An 18077-nucleotide genomic window follows, 5' to 3' on the forward strand; every position below is an offset into this window, starting at 1 on the left:
GAAATTGTTGGGAGTAGGAAAATATTTGTAGATTCTTCCTTCGATAACTCCTGTAATTACTATTTTTATTCGCAATTTCTCCCTGTGATGGTTAATAATTCGGAATACATTCAACAAGATGCGGCAGCACGGGTACAGGTTCTGAGTGAGGCTTTACCCTATATTCAACAGTTTGCTGGACGGACTGTGGTTGTCAAGTACGGTGGTGCAGCGATGAAAGATAGTGACCTGAAGGATAAGGTCATTCGTGATATTGTCTTTTTATCCTGTGTGGGTTTACGTCCGATTCTTGTCCATGGTGGGGGTCCAGAAATTAACAGTTGGTTAGATAAGCTAGGTATTGAACCGCAATTTAAGAATGGTTTACGTGTCACCGATGCACCGACAATGGATGTAGTGGAAATGGTGTTAGTCGGTCGGGTGAATAAAGAAATTGTGTCTTTGATTAACCAATCTGGTGGTAAAGCGGTAGGGCTTTGTGGTAAAGATGGTAACTTGATTACTGCTCGTCCCCAGGGTGAAGAAGGTATTGGTTTTGTCGGGGAAGTTTGTGGCGTAAATATCAACATCCTAGAAACGCTGGTGAATAGTGGGTATATTCCCGTAGTTTCTAGTGTAGCCGCCGATGAGACAGGACAGGCGTATAATATTAACGCTGATACGGTGGCAGGAGAAATTGCGGCAGCGATGAACGCCGAAAAATTGATTTTGTTGACTGATACTCGCGGTATTCTGAAAGATTATAAAGACCCTTCAACCTTGATTCCCAAGGTGGATATTCAAGAAGCGCGGCAATTGATTTCTACGGGTGTTGTCGCTGGGGGGATGATTCCGAAGGTGACTTGTTGTGTGCGATCGCTAGCCCAAGGTGTCAAGGCTTCCCATATTATCGATGGTCGCATCCCCCACGCCCTATTGTTGGAAATCTTTACAGATATTGGTATCGGAACGATGATTCTCGGTTCTCAGTTAGGTAGGGGGTAAAGGTTTTTCTGCGGATTTTTAGAGCCATCTCATGTATCTTAAATACTAAGGCTCACCGTAGAAACTATGAAAACGGCGAATGGGGAAAAAGATAGCGTTATTAATCGGAGTTAGCGAATACGACCATGGTTTGGATCCATTACCTGGTGCTACGAACGATGTTGATGCTCTGGAACGAGTCTTAAAAAACCCGGAAATTGGAGGTTTTGACATCGTTGTTCCCCTCCAAAATCCCCTGCGTCAACCCATGGAAGAAGCAATTTTCAAGCTTTTTGCCAACCGTGAAGAAGATGATTTGCTGTTGTTCTATTTTTCGGGACATGGTATTGTAGACCGCGCTACCGAAAGATTTTATCTAGCTACCCGTGACATCCGCAAAGAACGAGGTACTTTAGTTAAACCCTCAGCAGTTGCAGCCAATTTTCTCCACGAGAATATTAACGACAGCCGATCGCAACGACAAGTAATTATTTTGGATTGTTGTTTTAGTGGGGCGATCGCCCAGGGAATGACTGTCAAGGATGATGGTGTGATTGATATTCAACAGCAGTTGGGTGGTAAGGGTAGGGCAATTCTGACTTCTTCTACTTCTACCCAACATTCCTACGAGGTGGAAGGTTATGGTGTTTATACCCGCTACCTTGTTGAAGGAATCGAAAAAGGAGCAGCCGATCGCGATGGGGATGGTTGGATTTCCATCGATGAGTTGCACGAATACGCGAGCTTAAAGGTACACGAAGCATCTCCAGCGATGACACCAAAGTTTTATCCCGTGGAAGAAGGGCATAAAATTTTGATTGCCAAATCTCCGAAAGATGATCCCAAGTTGAAGTATCGCAAGGAAGTGGAAAAAATCGCCATGGAAGACGATGCGGAAATTTCCTTCCTCAGCAGATATATTTTGGACGAGCAGAAAAACCGTTGGGGATTATCAGATGGGGATGCGATCGCCATCGAAAATGAGGTTTTGGAACCTTACCGACAGCGTCAGCAAAAATTACAGCGTTACGAGCAAGCTTTATTACAAGTCGTGGCATTTGAGTTTCCCATTAGTCAGAAAAATATTAGGGGATTGCAACGCTTACAGGAAATTTTGAACCTCCGCGATCGCGACTTGGAGGATATTGAAGCCAGGATTATTGCTCCCAAACAAACCGAACTCGAGCAAATTGAGCAGGAGCGACGGGAAGCAGAAAGATTGAGGGAGGAAAAATTAAAAGAGGAAGAAAGAAAACAGCAGCAAGAAGCCGAACGATTGCAACAGGAGCAAGAATTAAGGAAACAACAGCAAGAAGCCGAAAGATTGCGACAGGAGGAGAAATTAAAAGAGGAAGAATTAAGAAAACGGCAGCGAGAACAAGCTGAATATGAAAGACAGCAAGCAGAGTTACGCAGGAAACAAGAAGAAGCGGAGAAATTACGACAAGCACAATTAAAACAACAAGCTTCCCCGGTTATTCAAACTATTAAAACTCAACAATTTGACTTTCAATATGCAAAATTGAGATTAGAAGAAACTTCTGGGGGCTTTTTAGGCTTAGGGAAAAAATATATACCTAAAATTACCTATCACTCAGCAAAAGCAGAATATTTCCTTGAAGATTTAGGTAACGGGGTAAGTATTGAAATGGTGGCAATCCCCGGTGGAACTTTCATGATGGGTTCCCCAGAAGGAGAAGGAAGTGACAGGGAAAAACCCCAACATCAAGTTACAATTCAACCCTTTTTCATGGGCAAATATCCCATTACCCAGAAACAATGGGCAACAGTAGCAACTTTCCCCAAAGTCAACATTGATTTGAATCCCGATCCCGCTCATTTCAAAGGTAATAATTTACCCATTGAGTGCGTATCTTGGAATGATGCAATGGAATTTTGTGCGAGATTATCCCAACACTGCCAAAAAGACAACCCAAACAAAAATTATCGTTTACCCAGCGAAGCCGAATGGGAATATGCTTGTCGTGGGGGAACGACTACCCCATTCCATTTTGGTGAGACAATTACAACCGATTTAGCAAATTACGACGGCAATTACACCTACGGCAATGCTCCCAAGGGAGAATATCGAGAAAAAACAACAGAAGTCGGGAAATTTCCAGCCAATGCTTTTGGATTGCATGACATGCATGGGAACGTTTGGGAATGGTGTGAAGATGATTGGCACGAAAATTATAACGCTGCACCATCAGATGGTAGAGCTTGGGTGATTGATAATGATAATCAAAGCAAGGTTCTGCGGGGCTGTTCCTGGAACGACTATCCTAACTACTGCCGTTCCGCGTCTCGCAACGTCAACTTTTGGGCGGAGCGCGTCAGTATCGACTTCAATTTTGGTTTTCGTGTTGTTTGTGGGGTCGGGAGGACTTCTTAGCCCTTTTCCCTCTTCCCCTTTTGCCCTTTACACTTCTTTATCTTTACCCTTCCTAGCGCGAAGCGCTTAAAAATTTTTTTTCAGGGCGGTGTAAGTAGGTAAACAGAATTAATTACACAAACGTCATTGCGAAGGTCGCGTTCGCGCAGCGTGTCGCTTTGCGACTCAGCGGAATGTTCGCGTAGCGTGCCGTAGGCTCTAGCAATCGCAAGGGGTTGAGATTGCTACTCTTCGAGAAGCCGCTCCGCGTCTACGCTACATTTCATTTCGCTCGCAATGACTGTAAATATTTCTGCTCATGTACTTATAGATACGGGATGATTTCGCCGATGCCATACTGTAGACGCTTCTGGAGTTTCCATACAATTTAGCTGCACATCAGCTTATAGCCTTTCCTACTTTGATGAAGTACAGAAGAACCTCTCCCCAACCCTCCCCCGCTAGCGGGGAGGGTGCCCGATAGGGCGGGTGGGGTGTATTCTATATGATTGGGAAACGCTATATTACTCCCTACTCCCTACTCATTACTCATCCCCTAATTACCGATAAATAATCACTCTATTGTCTCGGTGGTTGCGATGGTGTTGCCGGGATGAATTAGGGTAGTAGTCTCTGGGGTTTCTATCAGGTTCCCAGGATGGATTATCGTAGTTATTGTCGTAATTGTAGTAAGTGTTGTCGTTATGGTAGTAACTATTATTGTTGTAGTAATTATTGTTGTTGTAATCGTAGTAACTACTGCGGCGAGGAATTAAGCCTGTGTATGGGTTAACTGGTATAGGTGTGGGAATGGGACTACCGTATATAAAGTTACCTACTGGTGGTTGGCGACGGATAGGGTAGGGATAAGCTGGATTGATAATGATGATTTCTTGGGCAGATGCGGGGGAAGATGGGGGGGCGATCGCCACACCGAAAACAGCGACAGTGGCAACAAATTTACAAAAATTGATTAAAGTTTTTTTCATATAAGATAATTTGGTAATTGTTTGCAGTTAATATACACCTGACTTGCTCTTCCCCAATATCTGGCAAAATGTAGTCAGTGTAGATTTGTGAAGTTATTGTGAGTGTAGATAGTATTGAAATCGCTAGAAATCGCTACCAGAAGGGAAAACTTGCCTTTGAAAATGGGCAGTATCGGGAAGCGGTGGAGGATTTGGAAACAGCTAGCGCGTTGCTAGCACCCAATTCTCGCTTGGCAGGAGAGGTAAAAATATGGTTAGTCATTGCCTACGAAGCTGCGGGAAGAACAGATGAGGCGATCGCCTTGTGTGAACAACTGAAACGCCACCCCTACGCTGAAACCAGCAAAGAAGCGCGCAGGTTGCAATATATCCTCAAAGCACCCAGATTGAAACGTCCCCAGGAATGGATGACCGAAATCCCTGATTTAACTAGAATTGCGGATAATAAAGGTGAAATTAATTTCACAGGTAATAATAGCAAATCTTCTGTCAAAAAAGATGCTCCCTTAGAGGTATATGAGGATTTGAGCAAGTTAAATACTAAGGATAATCGCTTTTTTGCAGTCGCACTAATTGCGGTGATGATAATTCTAGGTGGTTTGGTGTGGTTTGGCTGGAGTTAGATTGTACTGAGAGGGAAAAGGGGTGAGAGAATATATGGAAGAATGGGCTAATAACTGGATATAAGCCGTAATGACTATAATTCTGGGAGGCTAGTATGGGGAATTTCTTCCGAAAAAATATCTCTCGACTGAGAAATATTTGCTTGCTAATTCTCGTATCTCTGCTATTGTCTGGATGTGTGGAGTATGACGTGGGGGTAAATTTTGCTCACCCTAACCATGGAGAATTTGTACAACATATCAAATTGGGCGATCGCCTGACAAGTTTTAGCGGTGATTCTGTCTATGAATGGTTAAATAGTATCGAACGTCGCACCCGTCAATTATCAGGAAAAGTCAAACGTATCTCCCCGGAGGAAGTAATTGTGACGATTCCTTTCAGCAATGGTGAAGAATTGCAAACAAAGTTTAACGAGTTTTTCCAATCCCAAAAAGATTCATCAAATACCCCCAAGGATGGAGCATCAGATTTACCTCAAGTCGCCTCAAACTTCCTGCTATTTCAGAATAATTTTATCTTGCTGGTGCGTAACCGTTTAGTCTACGATTTAGACCTGCGATCGCTAGCCTTAATCGCTAATAACGGGAATATTTTAACTAATACCGATTCCATCATCGATTTGAAATTTAGTCTCACAACACCCTGGGGTGCAAAAAATATTACAGTTGCCGAAAATTCCCCCCAACTGGAAAAAACTAATCATCAATTAACTTGGCAACTTAATCCTGGTGAACTTAACCACATTGAAGCAGTATTTTGGCTACCAAGTCCCCTAGGTATTGGTGCATTATTAATTATCTTATTTGTGTGGTTAGGATTTTATTTGCGATATAGTTTACTTCCAGCACCCAAATCAATACTCAGCCCTGAATCATAACAAAATTTTCCATAGGTTTCCGACTTTTTGCCAATTCAGGGAGATGCACCCCACACCCTTCTTACCCATTCCCATGAACAAGATATTAAAAACGGCGACAACTTTGCTTTCTGTTTACTATGCCTATATGGTAGAGTACCGAGCAGAATTAATACTATGGGTATTAGCAGGTTCTTTACCTCTTATCCTCATGGGAGCATGGGTACAAGCTGCCCAAGGAGGAAATTTTGGTTTCACTTCTGTGGAATTCGCTCGTTATTTCCTCGCGGTTTTTATTGTGCGACAAATCACAGTTGTTTGGGTAATTTGGGAATTTGAGAGAGAAGTTGTCGAAGGTAAATTATCCTCAAGGCTATTACAACCCCTTGACCCAGTATGGCATCATGTCGCCTCTCATTTAGGTGAAAGAATCGCCAGAGTTCCCTTTGCTATCATCTTAATTGGCTTGTTTTTTCTTATATATCCCCAAGCTTTCTGGATACCAAAAATTACAAACATTATTTTATTTATAATTGCCACAATCCTGGCATTTACACTAAGATTTGTGATTCAATATACCTTTGCTATGTTTGCATTTTGGACAGAAAGAGCTGCCGCAATTGAAAACTTTTGGTTTCTGTTTTATCTCTTTCTCTCTGGAATGATTGCCCCCCTAGATGTTTTTCCTCCCCAGCTAAAAGCCATTATCCTCTGCACACCTTTTCCCTACTTGATTGATTTTCCAGCCAGCTTATTAGTCGGTTTTAATGTAGATATTACGCGGGGATTTTTATCAATTATTGCCTGGATTTTAATATTTGTGGGAGTCAATCGCATCTTATGGCGACAGGGTTTAAAAAAATATTCAGGAATGGGAGCTTAGTAGTTAAATTAATTGACAAGGAAAATTTTCCTTATCTATCGTTAAACGGGGGCAAATTTTCCCCGAAACTGATTAACTACCTGATCTAAACCCACGGAGTGAGCAGCTTTAAACAGGATGCGATCGCCAGGTTGTACAAAGGAATTTAACCCCGCAACGAGTTCCCCATGGTTAGAAAAGCATTCGGTGGGTATACCTTGAGCGCTACTAGCAATAGTTGCTGCATCTTCCCCATCTGCCAGTACTAGTAAAGCATCAAGATTGAGCTGACGCACAGTTTCACCTACCCGTTGATGGAGTTGGGGCGATCGCTCTCCTAATTCTTTCATCGCTCCGAGTACGGCGATTCTGCGTTTTCCGGGGGTTTCTGCGAGTAAATTCAAAGCTGCAATCATCGCTTCTGGTGCAGCATTGTAAGTCTCATCTAAGATTACCACATCATTGGGTAAAGTATAACGTTGCGATCGCCCTCCCGGCATATCTACCACAATCCCCGATTGCAGACTTGCCCAATCAATATTTAATACCCGTGCCACAGCTAGAGCTGCCATATAGTTAGCGGCAATATGTCGTCCCGGCAGAGGTAAAATAAATTCCTGGTCGGCAACTTTCAAAGTCTGGGAATCAACCATGGTTCCCTGAATGTCACCACCTTCAAAACCAAAACTGATGACTTTCCCTTGCCACAGTTCAGCAGCAACTTGCCGCAGTAGGGGGTTGTCATAGTTCATAATTGCTACACTTTCCGAGGGCATTTCTACGAGTAATTCACATTTGGCTTCGGCGATCGCCAATTCCGAACCGAGCAATTCAATATGTGCTGTACCGACGTTCGTAATAATACCAATAGTAGGGCGAGCAATCTGAGTTAACTCGGCAATTTGTCCCCGACCGCGCATCGCCATTTCAATCACGGCAAAATCGTGTTCCTCTGTTAATTCCAGCAGTGTCTTGGGTACACCGATTTCGTTATTAAAATTCCCATAGGTTTTGTGAACTCGTCCCTGGGTTGCCAATACCCCTGCGATTAATTCCTTGGTCGTAGTTTTACCCACAGAGCCTGTGACAGAAATTACTGGAATTGATAAGCGATCGCGCCACCATCTACCCAATTGTTGATAGGCAGTGAGGGTATTTTCTACCTGTAAGAGGGGAAACTGGGGATGGTTGTAGTCAAAATCGACAATTGCTGCTACCGCACCCTTGGCGATCGCGGTGGAAACAAAATCATGTCCATCAAACTTTTCCCCCCGAAAGGCAACAAAAATTTCCCCTGATTGGATAATCCGACTGTCTGTTTGAATACCAGTAATTACTTCTGTACCAGTATCACCAGACAGATTTACAGATTTAGCCCCTAGGACATGAATAAGTTGGTTTAAGGTGGCAGAAAAAGCCATAATTCAAGATTTCGCAGATATTTTAGCCATTAGCCCTATCCCGACAAATACTGGTTTTTGTCCTCTGGAAGTGCCACAGTCCAGATTACTATAGATTCATCAATAAGTTACCCATTGATGCGAAAATTCTTTGCAGAAAGTCCAGTGAACACTTAGTATAGTTTTTCTTACTCCCCTACAGACACAGTGTAGCTCTCCCAAAAGGAGCAGGGAGCAAGATGCTATATCGCGTCTCTACCAATTACTCATTACTCATTACTTATTCCCTATTCCCCATAACATGAATCATCGTCGTTTACTAATTACTGGTGGTGCTGGTTTTATTGGTACCAACTTCGTCTATCATTGGCTACAAAACCATCCAGGGGATAGAGTCGTAGTTCTAGATGCTTTAACCTATGCAGGGAATCGGGCAAATTTAGCAAGTTTAGAGACACAAGAGAATTTTCGGTTTGTGCAAGGAGATATTGGCGATCGCCTGCTTATTGATCAACTATTATCCCAGGAAAAAATTGATACCATTGCCCACTTTGCTGCTGAGTCCCATGTCGATAGGTCAATTCTCCAGCCCGGTGCATTCATTCAAACAAATGTAGTCGGTACTTTCACGCTCCTAGAAGCCTTTCGCCAACACTGGGAACAACAAAAACAGCCCTCAGAATATCGCTTTCTCCACGTCTCCACCGACGAAGTTTACGGCAGTCTCAACCCCACAGACACCCCCTTTACGGAAACCACACCCTACGCACCCAATAGCCCCTACTCCGCTTCTAAAGCTGGCAGTGACCATCTAGTACGTGCTTATTATCACACTTACAACCTGCCCACCATCATTACCAACTGTTCTAATAATTACGGTTCCTACCAATTCCCAGAAAAACTCATCCCTTTGATGTGTATTAATATATTGCAGGGCAAACCCTTACCCATATACGGAGATGGGAAAAATGTCCGTGACTGGTTATATGTCGGCGACCATTGTAGCGCTTTAGACATAGTAATTAATCAAGGGATTCCTGGAGAAACCTATAATATTGGTGGTGACAACGAGGTAGAAAATATCAAGCTGGTAGAGATGCTGTGTACATTAATGGATGAACTTGCCCCAGAATTACCAGTTTCTCCTAGCAGTAAATTAATTACCTTTGTTAAGGATAGATTGGGACATGATCGCAGGTATGCTATTGATGCCAGCAAAATCACAAATCAGTTAGGTTGGCAACCTTCAGTGACGGTGGAACAAGGTTTACGATTAACAGTGAAATGGTATCTTAGTCATTTCGAGTGGTGGCAAGCCTTACTTTCGGAGGATTACCAGGCATACTACCAGCAAAATTACCAAAAGTAAGCAAGAGGGAATAATTACAAAATATATGATTTTTGCATCAACAGAGTAGCAGGGGAGAGAGAATATTAACTGGTGCAAATTTCAACCATATTTACCACAGCTAAATCTAGTACAGGGTGGCTAAAAAAAACCATCTATTCCAAATTTCTGAAACACTTGCAGCAAAGTAATTACGTTAGCGTTAGCTCTCCCGCAGGGAGCATTACGTTAGCGTTAGCTCTCCCGAAGGGAGCATTACGAATTCCGCATAGCGGTACTAGTATATCTCTACTATCACAGAAGACGGTATTCTGGGGGTGAGTTGATTTGAGAAAACGTACTCTATTACAGAGGAAATTACGGGAAAAAATACGAGACTTGCTGGATATAGTTTGGTTTCGTGTTTTGTTGGCGATCGCGATCGCCTATATCTTGATGCTGACATTCAGTCACATAGAACAGTGGAATCACCAACAGTCCGTTTGTAAATCTCAAGATTCATTATTGCAGTGTTTTTATAGACAAGCCTTATCAATCATTGAACTGAATAACATCGAAGGTTTTAGTATCCTAGCCGCAGCCAGTTTATATTTACTCGAAAGTCGCGAGCGTAGGCGAAATACTATCTATGAAGCATGGCAAGTAGTGGATAATGCAGCTGCGGCAAATGTCTCAACTAGCTATGCCAGAATCAAAGCTCTGGAAGATTTAAATCAGTATGGTGTATCTTTAAAGTCTTTAGATATACCTGGCGCAGACTTAAATGAAATTGATTTGGCAGGTGCTGATTTGAGTATTGCAGACCTCAGTCATACCAATCTCAGCTATGCTAACCTCAAGGAAGTAAATCTCTGTGATGCCCAATTAGCAGGTGCAAACCTCTGTCGTGCCAGACTTAAAGAAGCAAACCTGAAATTTGCTAACCTCAATGGTGCCCAATTAGAAGGTGCTAATTTAGCCCGTGCTAATTTAAGTAATAGTGATTTGGCAGGTGCTAACCTTGGTGGTGCAGACTTACGAGGAGCAAATCTGGAATTTGCCGATTTGAACGGTGTACAGCTAGAAGTCGCAAATCTCACAGATGCCAAATTAGCAGGCGCTCAGCTAGAAGGGGCAGACCTGAGTGATGCTAAATTAGAAGGGGCAGACTTGAAAAATGCATTCCTCATTGATGCCAATTTTACCCGCGCTAACCTGAAAAATGCTGATTTGCGAGGTACTCAAGACCTCAGTGTAGAGCAAATTCAAGCCGCATACAACTGGGCAGAAGCAAAATACGATCGCTACTTTTCCATCCAACTAGGTTTACCCGTAGAACCAGAAAATCAGTACAGTGGAGTTATCTAGATACACAACATATCATTAGGGTAAAACAAGAAAGAAGCAACCAAACCCTCTCACTATTCCTTTTCATACCAAAGTGATTGTGGTTGATTTAGGGAAGTACAGTGAAATTTAATTCTTCTAAATAAATGACAGACTCGCGTATTTGGGAATTAATCATTCGAGAGGTAGCTTCAAACTCAACTACACCTATCCCTTGGACAATTTTACCCGTATACTTCTGGGCTTCCGATGGCGATCGCAATGATTGTTTGTTCCAGGATGGGAAAATATTTACGACTGTACCATCCTCCAGCACAATTTGAGATTTAATATAAACGCCCTGGAAATCTGGATTTCCTGTAACTTGAGGTTTATAGGATTGTGATGTGTAATATCCCACGAGTTTGACTTTCTTGCCACTCAAACCCATCAAGTCTTCACGATTCCTAACTATTTTCAGTTCTTCCATAGAAACTTCCCTCGGATTAACTTGGGGGATTTGGCTGTTGCTTGGTTCGCTGGCTATCAAAATAGAGCAGGATAAAATAGTCGGAAAACATAAGTACAACACAAACCAGTTAAATTTACCATTCATATCAATTTTAAAATAAGACGATACTGGTAATTATTTTAGCTAGTGGATAGATACAACTAAAATGATGCAATGAAAAATATTCGTATTTGCGCTAAAGTGCTGGATAGATTAGAAACAGAATGCACTACTTTAGCTGTATTGCTCCAGAAGTAGGTTTGACTTCAACTTTGCTCAGCCCAACACCAATATATACATTGGGTGACTCAGATCATATTGGGTTATGCAAATTCTCCACCCAATCTACATTTAATGCACTATTTTATAGCGTTTCCCTATCAGATGAAATACAACCCCACCCGCCCTATCGGGCACCCTCCCCGATTTCGGGGAGGGTTGGGGAGGGGTTCTTCTATACCTCATCAGAATGAGAAACACTATAGTATAGACACGCTACTACAGAGGTTTTATATTTAATTGCGCCTTCCTACTTACTCATTACTCATTCCTCATCACTCATTCCTGATTCCCAAGTCATAATATAAGTTTAAAAAATAAGATTCGGGTAAACCGTACTAATCTTATTCCCATTTACCGTACCTCAAATATCACCGATTTTATTGGACGGTATTCATCAATAAATAAGTGATAAAAACCGAATTTACACCACTTCTAATCCTGATTACTATAAGAGCAAAGCAACAAATTAAATCCTCAAGTCAAGAAAAGCTAGGAGTTTAGAATATGACTATTATCCGTTACAATCCTTGGGCTGAATTTAACACCGTTCAACGCCAACTTGACCGTCTATTTGAAGATTTACAAGCACCTAACTTGAGAACTCCCGCAGCTGAATTAACCGAAACAGAAGATGCATTGCACCTCAAATTAGAACTTCCTGGGATAGAAGCAAAGGATGTAGATATTGAAGTCACAACCAATGCAGTTAAGGTAGTTGCCGAACGGAAAAATGAACGCAAGGAAGGAACTCGTTCTGAGTTTTATTACGGTAAGTTACAACGTATAATTCCCCTCAACACTAAAGTTCAAAATACCAATGTAACTGCTGAATACAAAAATGGAATTTTGAATTTGACACTACCTAAAGTTGAGGAAGAAAAGAACAAAGTCGTGAAAGTTAGCTTGGAACAAAACTAGACTTTTTCTGGATCGCTATCAAATTAAATAAATAATTATGTATTAGCTCGGTTATCAAATTGACCGGGCTTTTTTTGTGAAGCTGTACTATTCCTTCCGTTTTTTTTCTGCATAGGCTACACTGTGATAACCCATCCTACAAAGGTTTTATATTTAATTACACCTGCGATATAACTTGTATATGCAGTATCTCCTATTCCCATGAGGGCAACTTTTTCTCAGAAGCTAAATCTTGGATGCGCTGATTCAATAAATCCATAAAACTCTTTTTATTTCCTGTCCAAAAAATCTTATCCCCAACAAAAACATCACAGAAGAAAGGAACTAACAGAGCCTCACCTTTTGGCAAAACCTTGCCTAAACCATACATGAATATGGGATAGATGGGGACATCTGGATGATTTTTAGCCAAGTGAGCGATGCCACTTTTAAAAGTTGATAAACTTTCTGGTTTTCCCCTGGAACCCTCTGGGTAGATAATTAAAATATCTTCCTGCAATAAAGCTTCTGAGCAACTTAAAAATGGATTTTCCCGACTATTAATATTTTGGCGTTTGAGACTAATAATATTGAGAATATTCAGAGAAAACCAAGCGAGAAGAGAATTCTTAAGAAAATAATCTTCTGCGGCAACAGGTCGTAACTTGTTCAGTAATTTAATTGGTAAAATCGTCATTAATACCATTGTATCTAAATGACTATTATGATTAGCGACAATAATCGCAGGTCCCGATTGGGGTAATCCTTCCTTATTAACAATTCTCAAGCCAATAATTATCAGAATAACGACTCTGACAATGATGAGAAAAAAGATTAGCCGTAATAATCTTGTTAAGAATATTTTCAACGAAGTAAACTCTGAAAATAGAAATAGGCAGTAAAGTGGAAAAATAAGGGCGCTGTATAAGTCAAGCTATCAATGCGATCAAGAATACCTCCATGTCCCGGAATTAAATTACCGCTATCCTTCACCCCTAAATCGCGCTTTAAGGCGGAGATTGTGACATCACCAATAAAACCAGCGACACCAATTAATATACCAACAGAGAGGGCATAAAGGGGCGGAAAAGGTGTTAACCAAGGAGCAATAATTACAGCCATGACAGTGGTAGTAAAAATACCACCTAACAAACCTTCCCAGGTTTTATTGGGACTGACTGTGGGTAGTACTTTATGCTTTCCTAGGGATTTTCCCCAAATATATTGGGCGATATCGTTGATTTGGGTAAGAAAAACTAAGTATAAAATAAAGCCAGCACCTCCGGCAACAGGATTTACTTCTGCTGGAGCCATTAACAAATATGCCATGTGCCCAAAGCAATAAACTGTCAGCATCAAGCCCCAGTGTATAGTTCCTACTGCTTTGAGAAATCCTTCTGTTTCTCCGATAATTACCATACGCATGGGTAAAAACAAGAACATATAAACAGGGATAAAGATAAGAAACATCACATACCAATTGATGTGAATCCAATAATATTCAATGATTAACCCTAGGTATGCCCAAAATATGACTCGGCGATCTTCAATACGAGTCGGAATTAGGGAAAAATATTCTTTTAATGCTAAAAAGCTGAGAAAAGCAAAAAAGATAATGGCAATACTTTTGTTAACTGTGAGAGCAATAGTGAAAAGAATAACTATTATCCACCAGGATTGAACCCGTTGTTTGAGTTCGGTATAGTCTGTTTCTGGTTGGCGTAATGCCAAAATTGCAATGACAATGCTCGCAATGATTAAAAGTGTAAAAATGCCAGCGAATGCCCATAAAACATTAGGAGGGGGGAGATGAAATAAACCTGTAATTATGGATTGTAAGGTTGATGTTTCTGTGAGATAGTTATTAATATTCATCTTAACTGACCTCAGCTAGGGTGTTTCTGACACGATTAATGATATTGATAATTAGCAAAATTATGGTCATGGCAAAAAGGATATTGAGCCAAGTACCGGAAATAATTCCGCAACCTAGAAGCAGGGAAATTAGGGCAAAGATAAAGGCGCGATCGCTCTTCCCCATAGGACCATCATAACGACGAGTTCCACCTGCGACTACACCGAGAATTCCAGCCATTTCACTAATAATTGCGAGGATAACAATCACAACTACTAGGGGGCTAGTAATTCCAGGAATTAAAGCAAATGGCAGGTAAATAAAGGCATCGGAAATGACATCTGTTAATTCGTTAAGAATTCCTCCTAAAATGCTTTTCATCCCGTGTTCCCGCGCGAGCATCCCATCAATAGCATTCAGCGCCATCCTGATTAACATCAAGGGAGGAATGATTAAAAGTAATTGGGGATATTCGTGACCTATAGTAATAGTAATACCTGCAAATATAGAGAGGATAGTGGCAAAGATAGTCACTTGATTGGCTGTCACTCCCCTGTGAGCAAGTTGATTGACTAAAGGTCTGAGTTGGTTTTGAAAAGTGGGTTTGAGTTCGTAGAGACTACGCATGGGCGAGATTTCCTGAATATTTCAAGTGGATTTTAAAAGTAGTATTTTGCGCTTTTTTATAAAATTGAAATGTTTCCAAGGATGGGTGAATGGGAGAATATATAAACAGCAGTGAGGATTTCCATATTTATGTGACAAAAATCCTGCCCAGGGGAGCAAGATATTGTCGTCGTAGCAAGAGAAACCTTTATTTCTTCACTGCTCTAACTGCGGCATCAGCATTAATCAATCCACTACCGAAGAAAACCTGTTGTTCTGTCATTCCAGAAGAGATTAAACCTTCATTTACCAAACTGCGATATTTTTCCTTTTCCTTTTGAGAAACTCGTAAACTATCGTAACTTGCAGTTGATTTGAGAATATTAATTATTTGTTGTCGATTTAATCGCCGATCGCCATCTTCACCCTTCATCAAAGCTACCACCCCAGCAACCGCAGGAGAAGAAAAAGAAGTTCCCTGCATCCACCAATATTTACCCCGTGCATCCACCACCTCAGACCAACGGAAGTTAGGATAGGCTAAACCCTGCCAAAATGATTCCATCCAAGTTCCCCCAGTGGTAGCAATTCCCCCTAGTAATCCCACGGAGGTACTCAAATCTCCACCTGGTGCGACTACACCCAATCCCATACCATAGTTGCTGTAGGGTGCGCGATCGCCAAACAAATTAGTTGCACCCACAGATAATACCCCCTCGTAACCGGAAGGGAAGCCGACTCTGGGATAATTAGAATTACCAGAGGAAGCAACAATTACTAACTTGGGATTTTGTTGTAATATCTGCTTGTAGGTCATATCCTCCACATCGGTGGGTATCATTTTCCCTAAGCTTAAATTAATCACATCTGCACCCCGGTTAGCAGAATAAGCCACAGCTTCCAAAACTGCACCGTTTTGAATACTGCCATTTAATCCAAACACCCGCACGGGCAAAATTTTGGCATTGGGTGCAACTCCCCACATCCCTTCGGAAGTCTGCGGTTTAGCAGCAATTACCCCACTGACTAAAGTCCCGTGAAATTCCCCACCAACCTGGGAACGGAGCATCGTACGTAGGCGATCGCCGATTTGTTTTTGAGACAATTGGGGATTGATTTTGGCTATTTGTTGGGGTGAAAGATATCGTTTGATTAATTCTCCATCGGATAATTTGAAAGTATCTTGTAATTTTTTCCGTAAAATATTCATTTCTAAAGGACTCATCTTGGTATCTGCATCACCAATTTCGCAGGGATTTTTACTATTACTAGGTTCGGAAAAATCCCAACCGTACTCTTCTCCTGGACATTTATCGGCAGCCGATACTTTATATAAATTATTTTGTAAATCGGGGTGATTCCATTGAATTAAACTATCAACAACTGCGACTACTACACCTTTGCCACCATTACTATTTTGCCAAGCTTCAGTGACTCGTAAGTCAGTGCGGGGAAGGGTGACAGGAGGTTTAGTTTGTTTCTCCTTCACGCTTTGCTCCTGAAGACAACTTTGTAATTCCGCAAAATTGTTAATCTTCTGTTGTAAACAAGTTTGTAGGGGAGCGCTATTTAAATGCCACTGTAAACCTAAATAGGTGCTACTAGACTTATTTCCCCTTTGTGTTGCATTGGCAGATTGTTTTTCCCCAGAATCTAGATTTAAACCCTGGGATTTTTGTTGAGTGATATCAACAGAGTCAGCAACAGACTGGAGGAAATTGGGAGCAGCAGAGGTGATTCCCTTAACTTGATTAAGTTGATTGGCAACATTCAACACAGCAGTATCAGTAACTGTGGTTGATTTCACAATGTAAATATTCGGTAAGAAACGCAGAGGACGAATAATTTCTAAATTATTTTGTTTCAGAATCGATGCTCTTTCCTTTTCGCCCATATTGGGTTGGAAACTAACGATAATTTCGTTTGGTAAAATAATCGTATCTTGACTGCTGGCACGGCTTAATACAGGTAAGGAAGTCTTAACATAGCTTTGATTTTTAATTTTTTGCCGAATCGCATCAGCATTCACAGCAGGTAACGCGACAACCGCATAATTCCCCCCCAGGGGTTTCACCTGGATTTGGGAACCACCGCGAGTTCCTGCACCCTTAGCTAAATCCTGTTCTAATTGCAGATATAGGGGATTTGCCCCCCGATTGCGAGCATTAGATACTGGCTTAAATTCCACCGCGATCGCGTCTTTTTGTTGAGTTAAGGGAACGGGTTTTCCTTGATACAGATAAAATAGTTGATTATTCTGTGATTCTGGTGTTTGAGCCGCAGCAGTGGATTTAAATTGGCGATTAATTGCTGTTAAGGGAAAAATACTTGTCACAGCCAGCATTGTACTAGCTAGAAGAATACTGGATACAGCCAGTTGACGATTCATAATTGACTTTCCTTGCAATAGATAGTGACTCAGGTATGCTGAACAAATTTCCTGGTATTTGTCCCACCTATTGATGTATAGTTCCCAACTACCTATGGGGTATGCAATTTTTTAACGGAATTTGTGGCGTTGCATCCCCAACAACAATCAAACATGATTCTTATTTATTCAGATTTGGTTTTTCTGATTCCCCCTGCTCCCTGCTGTCTATGTGTAGCTTTATTTTGGAGAATTGGTATTAGGTTTCCGTTTGTACTGCAATCACAACAAATTCACTATCATCAAGCAGAATAGTTTTGCGCCAAACGTTGGTACGTCCCGCCACAGGTATAAAATCATCACTATAGGCAAGTTTCTTTAATTCCTGAGCCAACTGTGGGGTAAGGGATTTCAGAGCAGAGCTTGGTATTTCGCTTGTCCAGGAAGATACAAACCCTTTAAAGTTACTCTTTTTGTCCTGTCCGACGTAAGTATCACCCTTGTAATTAACAACGTAAGTATAGAGGGGCATCGGTACTCCTTGTATAGTTAATTCTGACTCTTGATTCCTAACTCAACAATATCTCAAGGTCATAAAACTGGAGTTTCTACACCGCGATCGCCCCAGAAAAACTATACTCAAATCCCGCACCCCAAAGCTTTATGTATTCAAGTTTCCATCCCCTTTCGGGGAGATGTGATTGTAAAGTTGAATGAGGATCTGAAGTCAATGAAAGCTCGTGATGTTTCCATCCCCTTTCGGGGAGATGTGATTGTAAAGTCATTCAAGAATTTTTGTGACTTGAACCACATGTTGGCAGTAAGTGCCACGAAGTG

17 protein-coding genes are annotated in these 18077 nt (G+C 41.5%); 8 read left to right on the forward strand and 9 right to left on the reverse strand.

Features of this window, described 5'->3' with window-relative positions:
- Positions 1–84: 84 nt before the first annotated feature.
- The gene (gene argB, locus IJ00_RS04530; RefSeq protein WP_201782665.1) at positions 85–984 is read left to right on the forward strand and encodes an acetylglutamate kinase; all 900 of its coding nucleotides are present in this window, start codon (positions 85–87) and stop codon (positions 982–984) included.
- A gap of 79 nt (positions 985–1063) precedes the next feature.
- Positions 1064–3358, forward strand: a complete 2295-nt coding sequence (locus tag IJ00_RS27520; protein WP_035150503.1) for an SUMF1/EgtB/PvdO family nonheme iron enzyme — start codon at positions 1064–1066, stop codon at positions 3356–3358.
- 539 nt (positions 3359–3897) lie between these two features.
- Here the strand turns inward: IJ00_RS27520 and IJ00_RS26940 are convergent.
- Positions 3898–4326: a hypothetical protein gene (locus IJ00_RS26940; RefSeq protein WP_052754383.1), complete on the reverse strand. Its 429-nt coding sequence runs from the start codon at positions 4324–4326 to the stop codon at positions 3898–3900.
- 98 nt (positions 4327–4424) lie between these two features.
- Here IJ00_RS26940 and IJ00_RS04545 point away from each other — a divergent pair, with 98 nt between their 5' ends.
- The 3 genes from IJ00_RS04545 (at position 4425) to IJ00_RS04555 (ending at position 6689) form a co-directional block, all read left to right on the forward strand.
- Complete coding sequence (locus IJ00_RS04545) at positions 4425–4949, forward strand: tetratricopeptide repeat protein (RefSeq protein ID WP_035150505.1); 525 nt, start codon at positions 4425–4427, stop codon at positions 4947–4949.
- A gap of 95 nt (positions 4950–5044) precedes the next feature.
- Entirely contained in the window at positions 5045–5827 is a 783-nt protein-coding gene (locus IJ00_RS04550) for a DUF3153 domain-containing protein (RefSeq protein ID WP_035150508.1), read from the forward strand.
- Positions 5828–5900: 73 nt separating this feature from the next.
- A complete protein-coding gene (locus IJ00_RS04555; RefSeq protein ID WP_035150510.1) occupies positions 5901–6689 on the forward strand; it encodes an ABC-2 family transporter protein in 789 nt (262 codons plus the stop codon).
- Between the two features lie 41 nt (positions 6690–6730).
- Here IJ00_RS04555 and murF read toward each other — a convergent pair whose 3' ends face one another.
- Positions 6731–8089: a UDP-N-acetylmuramoyl-tripeptide--D-alanyl-D-alanine ligase gene (murF, locus tag IJ00_RS04560; RefSeq protein WP_035150513.1), complete on the reverse strand. Its 1359-nt coding sequence runs from the start codon at positions 8087–8089 to the stop codon at positions 6731–6733.
- 280 nt (positions 8090–8369) lie between these two features.
- Here murF and rfbB point away from each other — a divergent pair, with 280 nt between their 5' ends.
- Together rfbB and IJ00_RS04570 are read left to right on the forward strand one after the other, a co-directional pair.
- Entirely contained in the window at positions 8370–9437 is a 1068-nt protein-coding gene (gene rfbB / locus IJ00_RS04565; RefSeq protein WP_035150517.1) for a dTDP-glucose 4,6-dehydratase, read from the forward strand.
- Between the two features lie 306 nt (positions 9438–9743).
- A complete protein-coding gene (locus IJ00_RS04570) occupies positions 9744–10763 on the forward strand; it encodes a pentapeptide repeat-containing protein (RefSeq protein ID WP_238178432.1) in 1020 nt (339 codons plus the stop codon).
- Between the two features lie 88 nt (positions 10764–10851).
- On the opposite strand, the gene IJ00_RS04575 is transcribed toward IJ00_RS04570, so the two are convergent.
- The gene (locus IJ00_RS04575) at positions 10852–11337 is read right to left on the reverse strand and encodes a hypothetical protein (RefSeq protein ID WP_035150518.1); all 486 of its coding nucleotides are present in this window, start codon (positions 11335–11337) and stop codon (positions 10852–10854) included.
- Positions 11338–12018: 681 nt separating this feature from the next.
- On the opposite strand from IJ00_RS04575, the gene IJ00_RS04580 reads away from it, so the two are divergent.
- A complete protein-coding gene (locus IJ00_RS04580) occupies positions 12019–12432 on the forward strand; it encodes an Hsp20/alpha crystallin family protein (protein ID WP_035150519.1) in 414 nt (137 codons plus the stop codon).
- A gap of 193 nt (positions 12433–12625) precedes the next feature.
- Here IJ00_RS04580 and IJ00_RS04585 read toward each other — a convergent pair whose 3' ends face one another.
- The 6 genes from IJ00_RS04585 to IJ00_RS28740 all read right to left on the reverse strand — a co-directional run bounded on the left by IJ00_RS04585 (position 12626) and on the right by IJ00_RS28740 (position 18025).
- Positions 12626–13279, reverse strand: coding sequence for a lysophospholipid acyltransferase family protein (locus IJ00_RS04585; RefSeq protein ID WP_082127256.1), 654 nt, complete (start codon positions 13277–13279; stop codon positions 12626–12628).
- A complete protein-coding gene (locus IJ00_RS04590) occupies positions 13276–14286 on the reverse strand; it encodes a phosphatidate cytidylyltransferase (RefSeq protein ID WP_082127257.1) in 1011 nt (336 codons plus the stop codon). The genes IJ00_RS04585 and IJ00_RS04590 overlap by 4 nt, the downstream gene beginning before the upstream one ends.
- A gap of 1 nt (position 14287) precedes the next feature.
- Positions 14288–14893 (reverse strand): CDP-alcohol phosphatidyltransferase family protein, encoded by a 606-nt coding sequence (locus IJ00_RS04595; protein ID WP_035150520.1) that lies wholly within the window; start codon positions 14891–14893, stop codon positions 14288–14290.
- A 187-nt stretch (positions 14894–15080) separates the two neighbouring features.
- Complete coding sequence (locus tag IJ00_RS04600; protein ID WP_035150521.1) at positions 15081–17261, reverse strand: S8 family serine peptidase; 2181 nt, start codon at positions 17259–17261, stop codon at positions 15081–15083.
- Between the two features lie 238 nt (positions 17262–17499).
- Positions 17500–17772, reverse strand: a complete 273-nt coding sequence (locus IJ00_RS04605; RefSeq protein WP_035150522.1) for a hypothetical protein — start codon at positions 17770–17772, stop codon at positions 17500–17502.
- Between the two features lie 76 nt (positions 17773–17848).
- On the reverse strand, positions 17849–18025 hold the full coding sequence (locus IJ00_RS28740; RefSeq protein WP_168163418.1) for a hypothetical protein: 177 nt from the start codon (positions 18023–18025) through the stop codon (positions 17849–17851).
- Positions 18026–18077 lie beyond the last annotated feature (52 nt).

Source organism: Calothrix sp. 336/3 (assembly GCF_000734895.2).
GTDB lineage: Bacteria > Cyanobacteriota > Cyanobacteriia > Cyanobacteriales > Nostocaceae > 336-3.